Genomic DNA, 20,499 nt, shown 5'->3' on the forward strand with positions numbered 1-20,499 from the left:
TTTCGAAAAAATTGGAAAGTAGATTAAAGTTTTAAAAATAAAAATCAACTAAGGTTAAAAGAGGACCTCATAGAGTATGTTGATATTATAAAATAAAGGTAGAAATCAGTTAAATATATATTCAACAAGAGATAAAATATAGGTGTTCATGCAAAAAAGGATTATTTATGGAATCGATATTGCTCGGGGTTCTCCCAGGGCGAGGGAACTTCCCAGGTATGCTCTTGCCATTCTCAGGGATGGTGAGATTTCTCATTTCAGTATGCTTCGCCGCCAGAAGATTTTCAATATGATTCAGAGGGACAGGCCGGAGATAATAGCTGTTGACAACATTTTCGAACTAGCAGCTGACAGAAGCGAGCTTCTTTCTCTTATGGAACGTCTGCCTGATGGAGTTAAACTCGTCCAGGTAACAGGCGGGTTGCATCCTGAACCTCTTGTCAGGCTTGCACGCAAGCATGGAATTCCTGTTGATCCCGAGAATCCAAATGATGAAGCTGAAGCCTGTGCCAGGCTTGCAGACCTAGGGATAGGGCATGAGGTTTCTCTTTTTGAAGACATCACGAAAATTAAGGTTAGCAGAGCCCGTTCCCTGGGACGGGGAGGCTGGAGCCAGAACAGATACAGAAGAAAGGTACACGGAGCTGTGCTTCAGAGAAGCAGGGAGATCGAAAACGCCCTTAAAGACCTTTCACGGGAAAAAGGCATCAGGTTTGAAGCCGTGAATGTGAAAGGTTTCGGGGGTTATGTCAGATCTGAATTTACCGTTTATGCAAAGCGTGGAGAGATTCCAATACATTCTATGGCAAGCAATGATGCGCAGGTAAGTGTGAGAAGTGTCGAACGCGATAAAATCCGCTACGTTCCCCTTAAACCCAGGACCCAGAGACGCAAATTCACAATCGTCGGGCTCGATCCGGGAACTACTGTAGGCATAGCCATTCTTTCTCTCGATGGAGACCTTCTCTACCTGAAAAGTTTCAGGGGGATAGCTCCTGATGAAGTTGTCAAGCTTATTGCCGAATATGGAAAACCTGCAGTAATCGCAAGCGATGTTACTCCAATGCCAGGCTCGGTTGAAAAGATCAGAAGGAGCTTTAATGCCGTTCCTGCAAGCCCGGGAATTGAGGTTTCTGCTGAAGAAAAAATTGCGCTTGGAAAGACTTTCGGTTACTCCAATGACCATGAAAGGGACGCATTGACTGCAGCTCTTCTCACCTACAGAAGTTACAAGAACATCTTTGCACGCATAGAAAAGAAAGCCCCAGAAAATGCAGACCTTGAGCTGATAAAGCTTCATGTAATTCGCGGAGACTCGATAGAAGCCGCAATTGAAAAAGTCCGGGCTGCCTCTGAAGCTCGTGAAAAACCAAGGTCAAGAGCAGTACCTGGGAAACCTGAGGAAAGGACTGCAACTGACGAGTCCCTCCTTAAAATGAGGGAGGTTGTTCAGAGGCAGGGAGAGCAGATCCAGAACCTGCAAGAATATGTTGAGGAACTGAAACAGGCACTGGTTGCAAAAGACAGAAAGATCTCAAAGCTTGAGTCAAGATTAAAAGGTTTCAAAAAGGAAGCTTATAGTGAAGTAAGGAAATCAAAAGAGCTCCAGATAAGGGACAGCACCATCGAGAGCTTGAAAAAAGAACTCAGCAATAAAAACAGGACCGTAAAAGAACTCAGACGTAGGAGCAATAAACTCAGGAAAATCCAGAAAATGGAGATCCGTGGGGAAGGTACTCCCGTAAAAGTTATTGATGCTTTTACGAAAGAGTCCATTGCCGAAACCAAAGAAAAATACGGGCTCAAAGCAGGAGACGTAGTCTTCCTTGAAAACCCGAGCGGAGGCGGGGCTGCAACTGCCCAGATCCTTGTGGAAGCCAGAGTTCGGGCTGTAGTTATTCCTGAGGACATCTCTCATGCAGCAGAGGAGACATTCTTTAAAGGTGACGTGCCGATCTTAAGAAATATCCAGCTTGAGAGAGCTGACGACTTTGCAATGGCAGAACCGGAAGCTATGAAAGCTGCAATTGCCGAATGGGAAAAGGCGGCCGAAAAAAGACGCCAGAAAGCCAAAGAAGACGAACTGCAGAGCCTCTTTGAAGAGTACAGAAGTGAGAGGCGGAGAGGCCTGGTTTAAGGCCCTTCTTTAAATTTTTCTTAAAACTCCTCTGCTTTTTTTGTAGAACCCGCTTGCATGGCCCTTACTTCTTCCAATCCAATAGCTTGTCCGCCTACTCCCCAGCTTCCACTCTTTACTTCCTGGACTGTCACCACTGTATAGCTACGGAGATTTTCTCCCATGAACGAGACTACAACATCTGTCACGTCCTTGATAAGCTTCTTGATCTCGTCCTCGGAGAATACGCCTTCAATGAGTTTGATATCAACATATGGCATTTCTTTCTTCCCCCCAAATCTACTACTACGCCTTATCTCTCGTTTTTTTTGAATTTCCACCAACCTATTAGATTTGAGACCAGAAAAACTTATCTACTTGAAGTTTTCTCATTTTCCACATAATTCCTTTATTTTCAATAACACTTGATATGAAGAATAATTTTTTTCAGGCTACAGCTTCATAAATGCTATGAGTATCACAGCATAAGAATCGTAAATATGCTGGAAAACAATATTACATTTTTGTTCATAACTTTCTGTATCATATAATTCGGGCAGCCCTTAATCCAGTTCGTCTATTTAAGGTGCAACGTTTAATGAAGATTTTCGACATCACATTAAATAAACTAAGGCTTAAATGCTCCTAATATAGGATTACAGATGTCAGTAACTTTTATTCTTTATGTAAACAATAAGGCATAGTATTATTAGGGCTGCAAGAACAACTGCATAGTATAATGGATTGCCTTCGATATTGAATCCGAGTATACCGAGCGAGCCTTCCTCCTCTGGGCTTGCTTCAATTCCTACGGCACTATTAAACCTTTCTTCTATACCCATATGACCTGAGATTAGATATGCTGCCAGGCTTAAGCCCATAACAATTAAAATTAACCCTCCAAAAAGGATCATACCTTTTCTTCTTTCCGTCTCATGCAACGGGCTCAGCCTCCGAAAGCATGTCTGGCCTGATCTTATGTATGTATGACACCGCATATCCTGTAAGTACTGCTTCTATTGCAGCAACCCCCATGTTAACTCCTGAAACCAGAGTGAGCCCGTAGAGAATATCAGTACGGCTCTGAGTGACTCCCTGGATACCCGAAATCAATATTATAATTATCATAGTTATATTGCCAAGTAAAAGCCCTGCCAGGGTAGCAGTGCCGGCTCTTGAGAATGAGCTCAATTTAGCCCTGCCAAGCCAGTGATATATACCATAGGCAGTCAAAACTTCAGTTGTATTGACCAGGGTATTCGCGCCAATCATTCCCCATCCTCCATGTCCTATCGCGGCAGACAATATGTTCACTATGAACACGACCATTCCTCCGACTGCAGGTCCTGCAAGAATACCTATAAGGGGCGTGAGATTCATGTGGACGCCTCCAAACAGAGGGATATTTACCTGAAAGATCGCGAATGAAGCAGCGGTACACATTCCAGCTATAGTTATTGCCTTACTGCCACCGGCTCGCTTCGTTTTTCTCATCCAATATATAAATATACAGATCAAAATTATCGAAACAATCCACCATATAGAAATCCACTGCAATGTAAAAGCACCATCTTGTAGATGTATATGAGCCATAATTGGATTTTCCTGACAGCCTGTATTTTTATATGATTTAATATATTCAAATCAATATCTCATTGTAACCAAAATATTTAATATTTGGCATAATGGCAAATAATTTGGTATAAGACCAAATTTTGATCGGCGATTCACCAGTGAGTAACATCATTATATTAAAAAATAAGTATTAAGAAATCAGCATTAAGAAATAAAATTCGAGCCAGTCTTTCGCAGTTTACTCCTGTTCGCTAGTCAGATATTCTATCAGCTCTTCTATAGTCACAGGCCTCCTTTCTATCCCTTCTCCGCTGCATTTGCAGACAGCTTCGTATACCTGTACAACCTTAGGCTTTTTCAGTCCGGCATTTCAAGTAACTTGGTATTGTAAAAGATCTCCGAGGGACGGCCTTCAGCTATTACGGATCCTTTTTTGACGATGCATATCCTATCTGCTATACGTGCTGCAAGGTCAAGGTCATGCGTTGCTAATACGACACTGATACCGTGCTTCTCTTTTAATTCACAGATCACTTTCTCGATGATTTCCGCATGCTTTGGATCCAGGTCGGACGTGGGCTCGTCCAGGGCAATGATTTTTGGCTTCATGGCAAGGATGCCAGCTATTGATACTAGCCTCTTCTGACCGCCACTTAGATAGTTAGGGATCTTGTTTATAAGCTCCTCAGCTCCTAAAACCCTTAAAGCTTTCATTGCTGCATCCCAGGCTTCACCCCTGTTCATTCCCAGATTGAGAGGCCCGAACATTACATCATCCAGGACTGTAGGCGCAAAAAGCTGATCATCTGATCTCTGGAATACTATGCCTACATTCTTCCACAGGTCTTTTTTCGTCCGGGAGTCAATACGTTGGCCCATAACATTTATATTGCCTTTTGATGGTAGGAGCAGGCCATTCAAATGTTCCAGCAGAGTTGATTTGCCTGAACCATTAGCTCCGCATACGGCAATTATCTCATTTTCGTGAACCCTGAAGCATAGATCATGAATTCCAATGCTGCCGTCAGGATAGGTATGACTTGCACAATCTATGTGTATCAGCTCGTGAGGCCTGGGACGATAGTGATCGGAGACCGAATCGATATATTTTCTATCCATGAATTGCAAACTCACCTCTAAACTGATGAACTGTAAAATAGTAGCAGATAAGCTACTGTGAAGAAAAGAACAAGCAGGATAATGTATTCCAGAGGTCTCATTTGTTGAATTTCTGTTGCCGCAATGTATTTTCCACTATATCCTCTGGACTCTAGGGCCTTATTCACTCTTTCTGCACGGTCGTAAGATCTGATAAAGACCAGTGCGAAGATCTCAGCAAAGACCTGGCTCTGTCTGCCTATGCTCCTAATAATGCCTCCACCTCTCGATTTAAATGCCCTGATCATCGAATTGACCATATCCAGTGTTATAAAGAGGAACCTGTAGGACATTAAAAATATTTGATCCAGGGGAGACGGAAAAATCCTGTAAATCATGGCTGAAAGATGAGCGTATCTGGTAGTCATAAGTAGCAGAAGTGAGGATGTTATAGGTATCAGGGCTTTCAACAAAAGCCGTATGGGCAGCAGTAATCCCTTATCCGTTAAAGTCAAGGATAGCCAGGGCAATCTCAGAGAAAACAACGGCACTCCGGGTTCGTTCCACATCAATATAATGACCAGAGATAGAACGAACAAAATGGGCAAAAGGTACCAGTCAGATAATTTTCTTAAAGGCAGGTCAGACTGCCAGTATAATACGACCACAAACAAATACAATGCTATCAGTAGCTCAATACTTTGAATAATGGTTAATATTGCGATAATGGCAATAAGGCCCATTAACTTTGTCCAGGGACTGATCTTGCAGAGGATAGAGTGACAGTTCTCACTATAATAGGTGATAAGATCAAAATCAGGAAGATGATCGGATGCCTGTGAATTGCTCATGGATATCATAGGATATTAAATAATTCTGTTTATTTGCGGTCAGAATTCTGTACTATCTGAGCGGTATCATTTCTGTACTATCTGAACAGTAATCCGGCATATTCTTCCTTTTTCATTAGGTTTTCAAAGTTTATTCCTCCATAGCACATGTAAATCAGCCTTCCCTGGCCAGCTAATTAATGTTTTTCACATTCAGCTATTATTTCCGTGAGGTAAATATATAATTTTGGATTAAGCACAAGTTTTTAGAACTAAATTTGGTATGTATACAAATTTCCTGGAGACAAAAATAAACGGAGTTAACTTAAGTTAAAGCTTAAAATATGTCGCCATCGACTCGTAAACTCTCATTTTAAAAATTCAGTATTTTAATAAACAGAAGGAACCAGAAGAAAAAAGAGAAAAGAAAAAAGAGAAAAGAAAACCAATAAAGGTAGATCAGAACAATTTGAAAAGAAAAAAGTTCATAAGAAAAAGTTCGTAAATTATGTTTTAGGATGGACTCGAAATTAGGTAAAAAGAAGACAGTTTTTCCCAATTCTCCGTGTATCGATGATTTACTTTTCCTTTTCAGACTAGTTAGAAATCCTCGGTACTTGTTTTTGCAGTCTCTTTTAAAAAGTCCTTGATATTTTTTAATTCTTGATACTTGTTAGTCCCGATATTTGTTAATAGATTATTTTCTATCGAAGAAGATATTCTTCCCGGTCACACTCAGAGGTATTCCAAAAACGACATCTGCCTCCAGCAAGCCAGAAACCCTTGCTGCTGCACCGATTGAATACATGACCCTGTTATCTATGCAGAAATCTTTGGCTTTTGCGGCAGCTGCGCCTACAGCGATTCCCAAATCTGCATATTTGAACATGCAGTTTGGGCCCCAGAATTCTACTTCCACTTTCTGACGTTCCAGCATCTCTGCACAGGTCTTGAAGCCGCAGGCTCCGCAATTCAGGCCTGCAGCCCCGCTGGCTTTGACTCCTATAAGGACAGCTGCTCCTGCGTTTCTGAGGTTTACAGCATCTCTTTTCAGGAAAACGAAGCCTCCTCCTTTTTCATCTGCCAGCCTTTCCATTGTCGAGGCAAGGGATTCTATATCTTCTTTCTCAATAAGGGCAGTTATTATATCATCCACTCCTTTGGCTTTCGGTGCAGTCCTTGCAGCCAGAAGAATGCTTTCTGCGAGCGTTTCAAGTACTCCGGATTCGGGATTGAGGATCATACTCAGGTTATTGGGATTTCCGAAGCTTAAACACATCGCAATTCTCCATTTACAGGTTCATAATCCTTAACTCCAATTTCATCCGAAACTGTGGCTTATATCACTTCAAAGTGTCAGGAAAAAGGATACATGATTTTAGGGCTTCCATATGACTTATTTTAGGGACTTGCAGATAAAGATTGTATAGGCTTGATCAAGCAATAATTGACCGCTCTATATACAGTTTCCGGCCAGTCCCTGATTTAATATTTTTTCTAACTTATTCCGGGTCTGTAAATTCTATCTAAGTCTCTGATTGTTCAATACTATGGACAGAGAACATATAAGGAATAACTAAATACTTAGAAAGTGGAAAAGTTATGTAAATTTCTGTAGAGTTTAAGACCTATATTGAGCTTCGCGTATCGAAGGCAAGAGTAGGCTACTTTACGATTATCTTCTCGTCCATGATACTTGGGACGATACAAGTTCTCATGGCATTATATTTGGAAATTGGGATAGTACAAGAGCAACGTGGGTGAGACCTTAATCACCCATTTTTTAGAAGAAGAGATCAGTATGCCTTCCGTACAAACTAATACAAAACTAATATTTATCTTATTGTTTTTTTTATCGTTTCAATGGTATATTTTTCCAATATAAAAGATAATGAAATACATTCCGCCAATCCAGTAAACATTAACGTACATCCCGGTGACTCGATACAGCAGGCAATAAACAGTGCCAAACCCGGTGACACTGTTATTGTTTATGCAGGGATGTATAAAGAAAATTTAGTTGTAGACAAGTCTCTAATAATAGTCTCTAAACTGGAAGAATCGACTGATACTATCATCCAGGCTGCAAACACAAGAAAAACGTATTTCATGTAACTGCGGATAATGTGACAATTAGTGGATTTAATATTACCGGGCAAAAAAATAAAGCTGGCATATACTATAGCGGGTCTGATGGTAATATAACCGGAAATAAATTAGTTTATAACAAATATGGAATTCTATTGAAAAAATCCAGTAATATCTCAATTGAAAATAACACTGTCTTTCAGAATTATTATGGAGTTTATCTGGAGAATTCTAATAATAACCGATTAAATAGAAACAATATATCCAATATCGAGGTCCTAGTCGATATAAATGGGATTAATCTTGAAAATTCGGATAATAATAGACTTTTGAATAACACTATTAACTTACACAAATATACATATTCAGTCACACTCGGTAATTCTCAAAATAACACATTAAAAGGTAATACTGCAGACTCGAACACTGAAATTAAAGTAGTATACGGATTTGATAGCAGAAACAATACGCTGGAAGGAGAACAATATACTGTAAACGAGAAAGGAAGAGTACTGAAAGTATAATCAAAAAAATTAATTAGAGGGCTGATAATTAGAGAGTTGATCCCAAAACTTAGAATTACGTCACCATGCCTCGGATTTGGACCAGTTACACAATTCTCCGGTTAGGATAGCGTTCCGAACTTTAATTAAATATTAATTAATATAGAAACCAAATTGGTTTTGGGACGAACTCTTACTTAAAAGCTGAAAGATTCCCCATTTGCAGGTGCATAAGCCTCAACTCCGATCTCTTCTAAAATCCATTCTGCAAAGGCTTCCGTTTTCTCTCCGTGCATAACAAAAACCCTTTCAGTGCCTTTTTTGCAGAAATCCTTTACGAGCTGCTTTAGTTCTCTGTCCCCGCAGTGGGCAGAGAAATCGTACTGCTCGACCGCGGGCTTGAGGGTAAGGATGTCATCTCTTGTTTCGATCATCCTGTGTTCCAGAGCAAGTCTTCCGTTTGTGCCTTCAACCTGATAGCCGGTAAGCAGGATTTTTGATTTAGGGTCTTTGTAAAGCCTGCTCAGGTAATAAAGTGCAGGTCCCCCGTTCAACATCCCGGCAGTGGTAACAATAACCGACGGCTCTTTGAGGACTGACTCTCGCTGCTGGTCTTTTACCTGTATAGCGCGTTCAAAAGCCCTGTCAAGAAGGTCAGGGTTTCTGAGGTATTCAGGATATTTTCTGAGGATCTTGTACACATCCCTGCCCATCCCGTCAACATAAGCCCGAATCCCGTATGCATCAAGGAGCATAAGGACTTCCTGTGTCCTGCCTATGGCAAAAGCAGGAATAAGAGCAGTTCCGCCTTTATCAAGAGTCTCATAGATGGATTCTATGAACCGCTCTTCGGTTTCTTTACGCGGGACATGGTCTTCCCCGAAGTAAGTGCTTTCAAGCACAAGGATATCGGCTTCAGGGAATTCTTCTGCGCCCGGGACAAGTCTTGTTTCCTGGAGGTTGAGGTCACCTGTATAAAACAAGCTTTGTTCTGACTCGGACTCGATGCGAATTCCGGATGCTCCCGGTATATGGCCTGCATTATAAAAGCAAGCGTTGTACCCATGGGTGTTGAAAGTTTCCCCGTAATCCTTTCTCCGAATCCTCTGGACAAGTCTCTGAAGATCATCAGGATCAAACGGAGATACACCCGAAAGAGTGGTTTCTGCAAGCTTGAGGGTATCTTTCCCGAGCAGGCCGGTAAACTCCGCTGTTGGCGGGGTCATGAAGACCTCAGGGCTCAGGTACATAAGGTTAGGTACAGCCCCACAGTGGTCCAGATGCCCATGAGATACCAGCACAGCCTTCGGTTCCATGCCATTTTTAGGATATTCCGGGATATCTCCAGCTTTTACCCCGTAATCGAGCAGAATTTCCCCATTAACAAGTAGACCCGAACGCCCTACTTCCCTGCATCCGCCTTTAAAACTGAGCTCCAGAACAAACACCCCTTGAGATTGCTTTTTTAAATTGTTTTATTTACAAATATACCGTCGGAAGATACTAATTATCGTTTTCTATTTAGATTAGGGAATTGAATTGTTTATTCTCAGATTTCTCGAACAAGCTTTTTCAAAAAGCCTTTAATATAAATCTGGCTTTGCAGTCCTTAAAAGTTATGATACGAGATCAAAAACTTGATAATATGGTGACTTCTAGAATAGCAAAATATTGGCGGATTTAAGCAGTAAGTCAAAAAAAGATGCTGAGTTAAATTTATTAGTATTAGCTTCAGTAAATAGAATTAAAGTTGCACAAATAAAAATATCAAAAATTTGTTGACATGAATAACTTTATCTGATTTCTTTAGAAAAAGTTTTCCGGTATGCATGTAAAGTTTCAGGCACACCGGAAAATTCTATTTTTCAGCTTATTCTTATTTTAGATCCTTAAACCTCATCTGGCTCTGGAATATACCAGTACCCCGTATCTTCATTAGACCCGGAATTATTTTCATCAGCTTCTTTATATTCCTCTTCAGGTTCAGAGAGAGTGTTGTTCAACTGCTGAGAAGTTTGAGTCGTGTTTGTACTGGCGCCTTGAGTAGTGTTTATGCCTGTGTTCAGAGTGATATTTTCCTCTCCACCATACCATCTCACAGGCAACGGATAATCAAGGTTGTTTCTGTACGTTTCGGGAATAAAGATACGCGTTCCCTTATTATCCAGAGCTGCTTCAAAACCAGGATCAAGGACATCAAGCCTTGCCTTACATACCGAAGCTTTCTCATACTCCTTTATGCGGTAGTGGGCAAAACGCTTGTTATAAAGAGCAGAGGGTGCATCGGGATTGATTGCAAGAGCGCTATCATAAGAGGTTATTGACTCATTAACTTCTCCCATTATGTTGTGTAGATATCCCTTATTATACCATGCCGTTATGCAATCTGGTTTTAACTGAACCGTTTTATTAAAGCAATCAAGGGAGGCCTTATTACTGCTTATTGCGAAATTGGCGCATCCTTTGAAGTACCAGGTTGCAGGATTGTTTGGGGCATACTCAAGGGCTTTGTCATAGCTGGCGAGTGCTTCCTGATATCTCTCCATTTTTGCGAGAGCAAAACCCTTGTTATTAATTGCATCAATATTTGTCGGGTCCAGTTTAAGAATCTGATCATAACAGGTGATTGCTGCTTCGAAATCTCCCATAGCTTCCAGAGCTTTGCCCTGCCGGTACATTATCTCTCTGTTCTCAGGCGTGATCTTGAGAATCTCTCCATAGGTTGAAGCAGCCTCCTCAAACCTGCTGAGTTCTTCAAGCACGGAAGCTTTCTCAGCCAGTACCTTTGAGTTGGTAGGGTCAAGCTTCATAATTACATCATAGTCTTCAAGTGCCGCTTCCTGCCTTCCGGATCTGGCTAAAGCAAAAGCTCGGCCTTCCAGTGCCTCTATATTTTCAGGTTCGAGTTCAAGAAGAGAATTGAAACAGGCAACTGCTTCATCATACTTGCCAAGGCTTACAAGGGCAAGAGATTTCCCCTGAAGGGCTTCAGGATCACTGGAGTTAAAAGCAAGTAACTGATCATAGTAAGCAATTGCTTCTTCAGCCCTTCCAAGACTGCTCGAGGTAGAAGCCATCCCATACCAGGCGTTACTCGACTGAGGATCAATATCCAGGGCTTTCTTATAGCACTCCAGAGCTTCCTCGCTTCTACCGAGTTTGTCAAGGGCAGAACCTTTCTCATACCATGCCTCGGTGAATAAGGGATTAATTGCAAGAGCCATTTCGTAAGAGTAAAGTGCGTCTTCATACATCTCAAGTTTGCCGTATATTGAAGCTTTGCCGTACCATGCCGCATCGTAACCGAACTCCGGACCTAGATCACTAAGGTTCCCTGAAAGGTCCGAGCTGTCTCCAGGATTTACATAGTTATAGCTCAAAAGGTAAGACCAGAAACCTCCTGAAATTGCCTTTTGTGGACTAATATCCAGATTTCCACTTTTAACAAATACGGAGGTCGAGTTCCCGGACAATATTTCCATATCCTTGTTCAGTCTGAAACGAGCAATAGAATATCCTGAATTTATCTGGAGAGCCTGACTATAACAGTCAGAAGCTTCCTGATACCTTCCGAGCTGATCAAGGAGAAGACCCTTATTGTACCAGATTTCGGCACTATCCGGGGCAACAGCAAGAACTCTGTCATAGCAAACTAGGGCATCTTCGTATTCTCCTGTTTTTACCAGGGCAAAAGCCTTGCCATACCATGCAAGTGTGTAATTCTCATCAAGTTCTACAGCTTTATTATAACTTTTTACAGCATCTTTGTACTGCTCGAGTTTTGAGGAATCATAGCCTTTTCTATACCAGACTTTAGCATATCCGGAATCAAGTTTAAGGGCTTTATCATAACAGCCAACAGCTTCCACAGATCTGTTAAGTCTATCAAGATCCTGTCCTTTCTGATACCAGACGATTGCGTGTCCTGACTCGGTCTCAAGAACTTTATCATAGCATTCAAGGGCTGATTCATAATTCTCAAGATTATCAAAAGCCAGTCCTTTATCATACCAGATTTTGACTGCAGGAGACTTAAACTCGGGAGCTCCAGAATAACTTTCAAGAGAAGAATCGTAAGCATTAAGCTGTTCGAGTAGTCCGGCTCCAGCCTCTTCGACCTCAATTCCCGCACCAGGATTAAGGGCTTTGTCATAACAGACTATTGCAGCGTCATATTGTCCCATAGCATTAAGCACGGAACCTTTGCTGTACCATGCTTCAGCATTATCAGGACTGTAAATAAGTATCTCGTCATAGCACTGCAGGGCCTCTTCATTTCTACCAAGTTTCTCGAGACAGAAGCCTTTCTTCTGCAAAGCGTTAAAATTCTCAGGTTCTGAAAGGAGGACAAATTCATAACAGGTCAGAGCATTCTGATATAATTCCTGTCTTTCAAGATCCACTCCTTTATTGTACCAGGCCTCAACAAGATCAGGGTTAAGCGAGATGGCCTGATCATAACACTTTATTGCAGTCTCATAATCTCCGGACAAGTCATATAATATTCCTTTCTGTGTCCAGAGTTCGAAATCTTCAGGAGTAATGTTAAGAGCTCTATCAAAACAGTTCATCGCTTCATCGTAGTTTTTAAGCCCTGAATAAGCCTTTCCCTGCATTTTCAGAGCTTCAGAAGAGTTGGAGCCAAGTTCAATTGAATTCTCGTAAGAGGTTAAAGCTTCCTGGTCAAGATTGAGTTTCTCGGAAGCAAGGGCTTTCTGGTACCATACTCTCGAAAGATAGTTATCCGTAGCGAGACTTTTCTCGTAGCAGTTGATTGCCTCTATATAATTTTGCGTCTGTAAGCATTCATTGCCTTTTTCATACCAGACGCCGGAAGAAACCGGGAAGGTTTCAATAGCTCTGTCGTAACAGTCAATTGCTTCTTCATATCTATCCGTAGAGGCTAGAGCACATCCTTTTCCATACCACGCCATAGATGAATTAGGTTCCGTTTTAAGTGCGTCTTCAAAGCATCCTATAGAAAGCTCATACTCTTTGAGAGAATAAAGATCATTACCTTTATCCAACAGGCCTTCTACAGAAGCAGGGCGTTGCACAAGTACCCTTTCAAGGGTAGGAACAGCAGACACCCCCTCTCCTGCGACATTACTCTGAGTTTCAGCTGCTCCTGCTGCAGGTAAAAAACCTGAGGTAAAAGATAAAGCAAAAGCCAGAAGGCTGAAAGAACAAACGATTAAACAAATTTTTTTAACTGAGCTCATTAAATACCCCGATTCCTTCTAATGAGTTCCTGAGGAAAATTTTATAAGCAGTCTGTCAGTATCATTTAAGGTCACTATATATGTAATTTATTAAATCATATAATCGAGAATATCCAGAAATATAAGCGACTATATAAGTTCCTTTTGCTCCCCCCAGAGATAATTTATTCAGTTTGGATCACACTATATCCCATAATTTCCCGGTAGATACTCACTTAATTTGAGGAGCTCTTTCAATATATAATTTATGTAGTTTATGAAGGAAATTACAAGGTTTAACTAAGAATTACCATGTTTTTACAAGGTTTAACTGAGAATTACCAAGTTTTTACTCCCGTTAAAGATCTTACTTTTTTACTATTAAGTATCTGCATTGAGACTAATTTTAGGATTTTCGTTGCCAGATAATTATTAAATTCACTGGACAATACTGAATCCGTTATGATAGTCGTGTAGATAGTCTTAGCGTTTACAGATAATTCTCATGTTCCTGTAAATTGTAAGATTTTTATTTTAAAGCATAATATAAATCTCTTACTGTTATCCGGAGTAATTAGTATTATTATTTAAAGCGCAAAAACCTTTTCAGTACAAAATCATCAAGATATACATAAAGTATATACCCCAACATACCTTATTGCAGAAGCATGCAGAAGGAAGACCTGGATTTTTTTCGGAAATGGTTTTTTGGGTATGTTAAACAATTTTCTTCTCCTGACTCTTTTATCCAGGAAAATATTGATTTAAAAATCGAACATACTGGAAGAGTTTGTAAAAATATCCTTTTACTGGCAAAATCCGAGAAAGTAAGCGAAAAAGAGTGCATACTCGCCGAAGTAATAGCTTTGTTTCATGATCTGGGGCGCTTTGAGCAGTTTATGAGATATAAAACGTTCAGAGATTCTGAATCGGAAAATCACGCGCTTATGGGTATAAAGATCCTGAATAAAGAAAAGATTCTCTCTCGCATTTCAGGAAAGGAAGAAAGCCTCATCCTGAAAGCTATAGAATATCACAACCTGATGGAAATTCCGGAAAATATAGAAGCCTTCAGCAAACTTCACTTTTTCACAAGGCTGATAAGGGATGCAGATAAAATTGACATCCTGAGGCTTGCCTGTGAAGAATATTCCGAAGAAAAAAAACACCAGAATCCGGCGCTTGAATTGTATCTGCCCGATACTCCGGGGTATTCGGAATCCATAGTATCAGAGATTCTGAATAACAGAATGGCAAAAATTGGGGATATGAAAAACAGAAACGATGTAAAGCTTCTTCGCCTAAGCTGGATTTTTGATATAAATTTCCTTGCAACTTTTTCTCTTCTTAAAGATTATGGCTATCTTGAGACTATAATGTCATTCCTACCTGAAACAAAAGAAACGAATCTTTTGAGAAAGCATTTCGAAAATTATTTGAACTCAATGGAGTATGGAGCCGGAAAAAAGGAGACTAAATCTTAAAATAGAAAAATAGAGCCTAAAGAGGCAAATTCCCAAGTAGACATTTAAGTGGATGATTTGAGATCATTATTGCAGTTATATGAAATACCTGTAAGATACCCTGTTCGAATCTATTGAAAACATCCGGATAATACTGGTTGGAATGTAATTAGTTGAAGTAGCATTGTTAAAGTATCAATTGTCGAAGAATTTAATCGAGATATCTTCTGCGATTCTCACTGCCCAGACTACGCCGGTAATCCGAACGTATCTGATTTCTTGACTGTTCTTCAAGCATGAGCTCAAGTGAGTTGCTCTCATTTCCTTTCTGGTTACAGTCTTCCTTTCCTCCTTCCATATAAAGTGGAGCCCTTTGTTTGTCAGCTCTGAAATCAACCGTCCTGAGCCCTGAAGACTGGTCAATGAATTCTACCTCAATTCCAAGAAGTCTGCGTAACCTGGGACATAGGGCTTTCATACCCGGGTTCTCAGTAGCATAATGAGTTGCATCGATCAGGCAGAGATCTTCGTGCGTTCTGAGAATATCATGTTTAAGTTCTGATGAAATAAAGGCATCAACTCCGTTTTCCCTTGCGATTTCAAGGAATTCGCTTCGGAAACCGCTGCCCCCTACAACCATAACCTTACTGATTTCCTGCTTTTCCCCAGCATACATGACAGGAGTCTGCAGGCAATCCGAAACATGAGCTGCCAGTTCGGCTGAAGAACAGGTTTCAATCTCCCCTATCCTGCCAATCTCTGAAATCCTGATATTTTTAAGTCCCAGACTGGCTGCAAGAACATCATTAATTCCTCTTTCGGCTCTGTCGTAATTTGTGTGCATACTGTAAAGGGATATTCCGTTTTCAAGGGCAATTTTAAGGGAAGCAGCCAGATGTTTTGAAATTATGTTTACTGGATGGAATATCAGAGTGTGATGGGTAATCAGCATGTCTGCTCCGATTTCTGCAGCTTTTTTAAGGACATAAGAGTTTGCATCCAGAGCAACCGCAATTCTGCTTATTTCATCCTTAAGTCCGAGAATCAAGCCAATCCTGCCTTTATCAAAGTCGTCCGCAAGTTCAGGTGGAGCTATTTCTTCAAGAACGTGCACAATTTTTGTAAGTTTCATGGAAAAGCCTCCGCAATCAGAAAATTAAAGTTACTGGTTTTCATCGATCAGAATCCAGATTAAGTGTTTATTGCATTTAATTCCAGCCCTGAACGGATTGATCAGATGATGAAATATGATATCTGAGTCTGTGGCTTTTGATCCTTTCATTAAAAAGCTTCCAGTTAGTCTCAAAAAGAAACAAAATTATGGAAATAAGAAATAAAATAAAAAAAGTATACCTTAGAATATTATTCAGTCATCTTAGGTAATGTTATTAGGCTTTGCTTAAGCCCTCACATGCTTCTCTGTCAGTCTTACTTAGTTAAATATTTTCTCTCTTTTATACTATTTGTTTTTTAAATATCGCAAACATTTTGCTTTAAATTGAACCAGTGATCCTGGCTTAAAAAGGGGTCCTTTTATAGAAAAGGTACAAAAACATTAGCAAAAATTAAAATAGAATATATGAAGATATTTTATAGATACTTAGATAAGATTTATTAGAGAGATTAATTAAAGATAGAATTAAAAAACTTCTAAAATTAAAGGAATAAAAATAAAATTACTTTAAGAAGTAATGAAATCACATTTATAGAAGAGTGAATTGGAAATAAGAGCCTAAAAAAATAATTAATTCATGCGGGGTATGCTGGGGGCGGAAAATAATACTGCGCATAAATATAATAATACTGTAATCAGACATCATTTATAATAAATTTGTCTGCGTTAACATATATTATTTAATAAGTCTCAATTTACAGAAGCGCAAAATGTAAGTTTCCGATGCCCGGATCCGAAGGATACAATATCAAAATCAAGGGAGGTCACTATGTCTAAAAAGATCGTACTTATTGGACTGCTTGCCTTTTGTATCTTCTATGTCCTTTCAATGACTGCTTTTGCGGCCAGTGAAATTGAATGGGTAGAAAAAAAGGACGGAGCAAAACTTTATTGGGGGAACACAATAACAGTAGAAGGTTATGAAGTAAAAGCAGAAGATTTTAACGAAGACGGGATGGTTTTTGTCTCTATCTCAAAAGATGGAGAGAAATTGAAAACTTCCCCCCTTACAGCAGGGCTGGAATTTGAATATAACGATGAGATAAAGGTTTATGCCCAAAAAGTGGACCCGAATTATGAGATTATCAAAAAAGACGGAAAGGAATTCAAGACCGGAAACTGGAATCCTTATGCCGAACTGGATATTCTTGTAAGGGGAAAGCCAAATTTTGAGATAAATGTAGAAACTAAAAAAGATAAATATGATTCTAAATCAACAGGAGATAGCAGAATCGATGTAGCAATAAAAATTAAAAATAAGGGAGAAGCAAGGGCTGAAAATGTCGTGCTGACCGTCGATACTGCCGGGCTTGAGTTACTCACTGGAAAAACGAAGCATACGTATACAAAGATCCTTAAAGATGAAACTACAGAGTACGTTAACCTCACATTGAAAGCGCCTACTCCGTGGGAAGACACGAATTTCAATATAACCGCAACAGCTACATGCCTGGATGTTAAAGGTAATAAATACGAATTTGTAGGCTCAAAAAATATAACCGTTGAGAAGAAATGGGACCTTGTCATTTCAAGGAGTTTTCCAAGAGAGCGTCACATGGGAGAGCCTGTTTATGTTACAGTTACTGCCAGGAATAGAGGTATCTGCAATATAAACGATATCGTACTTAAAGACTCAATTATTTCCAATATGCACCTCCAGCAGGATACAACGCTTGATAAGACTTTTTCTCTGGTATCCGGAGAGACAGCTGAGGATGTTTTTAAATATACTCTCATTCCAGAAAAGCCAGGGGAATTTACTTTCCCGGCAATTACAGCTACTTTCACCCTTCCTAACGGAGATGATGGAAGCATAACATCAAATAACTCGGAAAAAATAACAATTTACGGGCCTTATATTGAAGTTACGAAAACCATTGACAAACAGCAGTTAGATCCTGGAGATAAACTGACCGTAACAGTTACTGCAAAAAACACCGGAAACGTTGATGCAAGTGTAACAGTAACCGATACTGTGCCCTCCGAAGCTAAACTCATAAGTGGAGAAACAAGCTTTAAACAGGTGCTTGGAAGTAAAGGTGGCTCGAAAACCATCACTTACATAATGCAGATGAATAAAGAAGGAGAAATCGAAATACCTGCCTGCAAGGCAAGTTTCCTCGACCTTGACAAATACTCGGGAGAGGTCTATTCGGAACCTCATACTGTCTATGTCGGAACGCCAATGACCCTTGAAGGAAGCAGTTCGCAGCCGGAAGGATCAACTGACTCCAATCAGGAGAAAAATGAACCTACGAGCCAGGCGAATACAGGAGGCACGGAAGAGGATTACGGAGATACACCCGGATTTGGCTTCTTCTTGGCTGCAGCAGGCCTTCTGATGGGAGCAGGGTTCATAAGAAAGAGAAATATCTGAAAAACTAAAATTAAGTTTTGCTAGGATTCTTTCGGGATTTCCGGAGAATCCGCTTTTTTTATCTGAGTTCTGGTACCCAGAGTGCCAGATATTTCATTGTTAAATATTTCTAACCCATATAACATCGTTAGCAGTACCGGACCATTTTCCTGTCACGTTCGACAAAGAAGAGCGGCCCTTCCTGAAAGAAGCAATAAAGAAGGAAAGACTCGCAATACTTATTTTATTTGAAGTTACAGTTCTGTTAAGTATGTAGAGGAAAATAGAGTATTCTGTTTTCGGATGCCTGGAAACAATATCAACTGATTAATAAGGAAACACCACAAATTAGAATAATATAAAAAAATTGGCAGTCTGAAAAAGGAATTAAATCATGAAAGGACTTCAGAACCAGCTCAAAGCAAAAACCCTGATCCTTACTCACGGAGACTCTGACGGGATATGTTCGGGAGCACTTGCAAAAAGCGCTTTTCCTGATGCGTATGTATACTTTACAAGCCCTGTCAACCTTCTTGATAAACTAAGTTTTATAGAAGACGTTGAAACTCTCATTATCTGCGATATTGCAATCGAGGAAAGGCACTGTTCTGAACTCTACTCCGCACTTAAAGGACTTGCGGAAGAATGCAGCCTCTACTACATAGATCATCATCCTCTTCCGGAAAACTGCGGAAAAGAAGAATGGTTTTACCACGATACGGGAGTATGTTCCTCAGAACTGACCTGCAGGGTCTTTGAAGATCTTCTGAGCGAGGAAATGAAAAGAGTTGCAATCTACGGGGCCATAGGTGATTTCTGCGATAATACTCCCTGTATAAAGAAATGGGTAAGAGACTGGGACAAAAGAAGCCTTTATTTCCAGGCTGGAACCCTGATCCAGGCAATAATCCAGAAAGGAAAAGAATATGAGTTTAAAAGAACTTTGCTTGAGCCCCTCTCAAAAGACGTAATTCCTTCAAACATTCCCGATTTACTCGAGCTTGCCAGAGAAGCTGCAATCAACGAAGAGAAAATCCGGCTTTATGTAAAAGAACACGTTAAAGTCCTTAAAAACAGCGCGTATATTGTGAATACGAATAATTCAATTTCGAAAGCAGCAATCTATGCAGCCTCCTATGGCCAGAAGGAAGTCGGAATTGCAGCCGAATACCGGGAGAGAAAAGGAGTGTACGATCTCAGCATACGTTCCCGAGGAAAAATAGATATAAATCGCATCCTTCGCTCGGTTGCTCCCAAGTTTGGAGGAAGCGGAGGCGGGCATCTTCTTGCAGCAGGAGCGCGCATTCCCGAAGAATCACTGGAGGTTTTTCTCCGAGCTTTTGATAAAAAGCTCGGGGAAGCAAACGAGGTAAAACAAAATGAAAACCAGCAAAACTGCAGCTGAAAGTGGTATAAATCTCGAGATTATCTTTGTAGGACGTTCGAATGTGGGCAAGTCTTCCCTCCTGAAAGAGCTTTTCGGGGCAAAGGTAAGGATTGGAAAACGTCCAGGAGTCACACTGCGCCCTACGCATGCACAGGTCTCGGATCTGCTCATCACCGACATGCCCGGATTCGGTTTCATGAGCGGGGTGAAGGACAGGAAGCAGGATATCGTAAAAGATAAAACCGTACACTATATCGAAGACAATGCAGAGAGGATAAAAATAGGTGTCCTTGTAATAGACGGACCAGCCTTTCCAGAAATAGTTGACAGATGGGACTCAAGGGATCAGATTCCTATCGACGTTGAGATGTTTGATTTCCTGAGAGAAATCGGTATCGATACAATTGTTGCTGCAAACAAGATGGACAGGATCAAAGAAAACGAGTCTGATCCTCTCCTTGATGAAGTTTCTGCCCGCCTGGGACTTGAGCCTCCCTGGCAGAACTGGAAACACCTGATCGCTCCTATTAGCGCCAAGAAAGGAGATCTTAAATCTTTAAAGGGACTTCTCCGGGACAGGTTGCATGAAATGAAAAGGGACGACCTGTTCAAGTATATTTGATTTCTATCCCGGACTTATCTTAAACAGGCAATAAATAGGCAATTTTTTATTTATAGTTCAATTCTTTTCAAAAAACATGTAGAACC

The 20,499-nt window shown here is 40.4% G+C and carries 16 protein-coding genes; 7 read left to right on the forward strand and 9 right to left on the reverse strand.

Annotated features, from left to right (window positions below; translation table 11 throughout):
• The first annotated feature begins 142 nt into the window (after nt 1-142).
• A complete protein-coding gene (locus tag MSHOH_RS13670) occupies nt 143-2,137 on the forward strand; it encodes a DUF460 domain-containing protein (protein ID WP_048140401.1) in 1,995 nt (664 codons plus the stop codon).
• Nucleotides 2,138-2,157: 20 nt separating this feature from the next.
• Here MSHOH_RS13670 and MSHOH_RS13675 read toward each other — a convergent pair whose 3' ends face one another.
• The 6 genes from MSHOH_RS13675 to MSHOH_RS13700 all read right to left on the reverse strand — a co-directional run bounded on the left by MSHOH_RS13675 (nt 2,158) and on the right by MSHOH_RS13700 (nt 6,862).
• Nucleotides 2,158-2,397: a tautomerase family protein gene (locus tag MSHOH_RS13675; RefSeq protein WP_048140402.1), complete on the reverse strand. Its 240-nt coding sequence runs from the start codon at nt 2,395-2,397 to the stop codon at nt 2,158-2,160.
• A 384-nt stretch (nt 2,398-2,781) separates the two neighbouring features.
• Nucleotides 2,782-3,057 carry a hypothetical protein gene (locus MSHOH_RS13680; protein ID WP_048140404.1) on the reverse strand — a complete coding sequence of 92 codons (276 nt, stop codon included), beginning with the start codon at nt 3,055-3,057 and terminating at the stop codon, nt 2,782-2,784.
• On the reverse strand, nt 3,050-3,709 hold the full coding sequence (locus tag MSHOH_RS13685) for an energy-coupling factor ABC transporter permease (RefSeq protein ID WP_048140406.1): 660 nt from the start codon (nt 3,707-3,709) through the stop codon (nt 3,050-3,052). Before MSHOH_RS13685 ends, MSHOH_RS13680 begins: the two co-directional genes overlap by 8 nt.
• Nucleotides 3,710-4,048: 339 nt before the next feature.
• Entirely contained in the window at nt 4,049-4,810 is a 762-nt protein-coding gene (locus MSHOH_RS13690; protein WP_204245325.1) for an energy-coupling factor ABC transporter ATP-binding protein, read from the reverse strand.
• Nucleotides 4,811-4,827: 17 nt separating this feature from the next.
• Entirely contained in the window at nt 4,828-5,649 is an 822-nt protein-coding gene (gene cbiQ / locus MSHOH_RS13695) for a cobalt ECF transporter T component CbiQ (protein ID WP_048140408.1), read from the reverse strand.
• A 667-nt stretch (nt 5,650-6,316) separates the two neighbouring features.
• A complete protein-coding gene (locus tag MSHOH_RS13700) occupies nt 6,317-6,862 on the reverse strand; it encodes a ferredoxin domain-containing protein (protein ID WP_048143495.1) in 546 nt (181 codons plus the stop codon).
• Between the two features lie 620 nt (nt 6,863-7,482).
• Here MSHOH_RS13700 and MSHOH_RS25275 point away from each other — a divergent pair.
• Entirely contained in the window at nt 7,483-7,734 is a 252-nt protein-coding gene (locus MSHOH_RS25275; RefSeq protein WP_048140410.1) for a hypothetical protein, read from the forward strand.
• 11 nt (nt 7,735-7,745) lie between these two features.
• Complete coding sequence (locus MSHOH_RS25280) at nt 7,746-8,231, forward strand: NosD domain-containing protein (protein WP_048140412.1); 486 nt, start codon at nt 7,746-7,748, stop codon at nt 8,229-8,231.
• 176 nt (nt 8,232-8,407) lie between these two features.
• On the opposite strand, the gene MSHOH_RS13715 is transcribed toward MSHOH_RS25280, so the two are convergent.
• Entirely contained in the window at nt 8,408-9,658 is a 1,251-nt protein-coding gene (locus tag MSHOH_RS13715; protein ID WP_048140414.1) for an MBL fold metallo-hydrolase, read from the reverse strand.
• Between the two features lie 441 nt (nt 9,659-10,099).
• Nucleotides 10,100-13,432: a tetratricopeptide repeat protein gene (locus MSHOH_RS13720; RefSeq protein WP_048140416.1), complete on the reverse strand. Its 3,333-nt coding sequence runs from the start codon at nt 13,430-13,432 to the stop codon at nt 10,100-10,102.
• A gap of 647 nt (nt 13,433-14,079) precedes the next feature.
• Between MSHOH_RS13720 and MSHOH_RS13725 the strand changes: the two genes are divergently transcribed.
• Entirely contained in the window at nt 14,080-14,895 is an 816-nt protein-coding gene (locus MSHOH_RS13725) for an HD domain-containing protein (RefSeq protein WP_048140417.1), read from the forward strand.
• 190 nt (nt 14,896-15,085) lie between these two features.
• On the opposite strand, the gene MSHOH_RS13730 is transcribed toward MSHOH_RS13725, so the two are convergent.
• Entirely contained in the window at nt 15,086-16,006 is a 921-nt protein-coding gene (locus MSHOH_RS13730; protein WP_048140419.1) for a Nif3-like dinuclear metal center hexameric protein, read from the reverse strand.
• An 811-nt stretch (nt 16,007-16,817) separates the two neighbouring features.
• Between MSHOH_RS13730 and MSHOH_RS13735 the strand changes: the two genes are divergently transcribed.
• The 3 genes from MSHOH_RS13735 to engB all read left to right on the forward strand — a co-directional run bounded on the left by MSHOH_RS13735 (nt 16,818) and on the right by engB (nt 20,413).
• Nucleotides 16,818-18,425: a BatD family protein gene (locus MSHOH_RS13735; protein ID WP_048140421.1), complete on the forward strand. Its 1,608-nt coding sequence runs from the start codon at nt 16,818-16,820 to the stop codon at nt 18,423-18,425.
• A 373-nt stretch (nt 18,426-18,798) separates the two neighbouring features.
• Nucleotides 18,799-19,809, forward strand: coding sequence for a DHHA1 domain-containing protein (locus MSHOH_RS13740; RefSeq protein WP_048140423.1), 1,011 nt, complete (start codon nt 18,799-18,801; stop codon nt 19,807-19,809).
• Nucleotides 19,784-20,413, forward strand: a complete 630-nt coding sequence (gene engB, locus MSHOH_RS13745) for a GTP-binding protein EngB (protein WP_048140425.1) — start codon at nt 19,784-19,786, stop codon at nt 20,411-20,413. The genes MSHOH_RS13740 and engB overlap by 26 nt, the downstream gene beginning before the upstream one ends.
• Nucleotides 20,414-20,499: the final 86 nt, after the last annotated feature.

It is taken from the genome of Methanosarcina horonobensis HB-1 = JCM 15518 (assembly GCF_000970285.1).
Classification (GTDB): domain Archaea; phylum Halobacteriota; class Methanosarcinia; order Methanosarcinales; family Methanosarcinaceae; genus Methanosarcina; species Methanosarcina horonobensis.

Bases quoted from the DNA above. Each gene is read 5' to 3' on its own strand.
- MSHOH_RS13730 (WP_048140419.1), bottom strand. From the start codon at position 16,006: ATGAAACTTACAAAAATTGTGCACGTTCTTGAAGAAATAGCTCCACCT.
- MSHOH_RS13685 (WP_048140406.1), bottom strand. From the start codon at position 3,709: ATGGCTCATATACATCTACAAGATGGTGCTTTTACATTGCAGTGGATT.
- engB (WP_048140425.1), top strand. From the start codon at position 19,784: ATGAAAACCAGCAAAACTGCAGCTGAAAGTGGTATAAATCTCGAGATT.
- MSHOH_RS13735 (WP_048140421.1), top strand. From the start codon at position 16,818: ATGTCTAAAAAGATCGTACTTATTGGACTGCTTGCCTTTTGTATCTTC.
- MSHOH_RS13700 (WP_048143495.1), bottom strand. From the start codon at position 6,862: ATGATCCTCAATCCCGAATCCGGAGTACTTGAAACGCTCGCAGAAAGC.
- MSHOH_RS13740 (WP_048140423.1), top strand. From the start codon at position 18,799: ATGAAAGGACTTCAGAACCAGCTCAAAGCAAAAACCCTGATCCTTACT.
- MSHOH_RS25275 (WP_048140410.1), top strand. From the start codon at position 7,483: ATGGTATATTTTTCCAATATAAAAGATAATGAAATACATTCCGCCAAT.
- cbiQ (WP_048140408.1), bottom strand. From the start codon at position 5,649: ATGATATCCATGAGCAATTCACAGGCATCCGATCATCTTCCTGATTTT.
- MSHOH_RS13725 (WP_048140417.1), top strand. From the start codon at position 14,080: ATGCAGAAGGAAGACCTGGATTTTTTTCGGAAATGGTTTTTTGGGTAT.
- MSHOH_RS13675 (WP_048140402.1), bottom strand. From the start codon at position 2,397: ATGCCATATGTTGATATCAAACTCATTGAAGGCGTATTCTCCGAGGAC.
- MSHOH_RS13690 (WP_204245325.1), bottom strand. From the start codon at position 4,810: ATGGATAGAAAATATATCGATTCGGTCTCCGATCACTATCGTCCCAGG.
- MSHOH_RS13720 (WP_048140416.1), bottom strand. From the start codon at position 13,432: ATGAGCTCAGTTAAAAAAATTTGTTTAATCGTTTGTTCTTTCAGCCTT.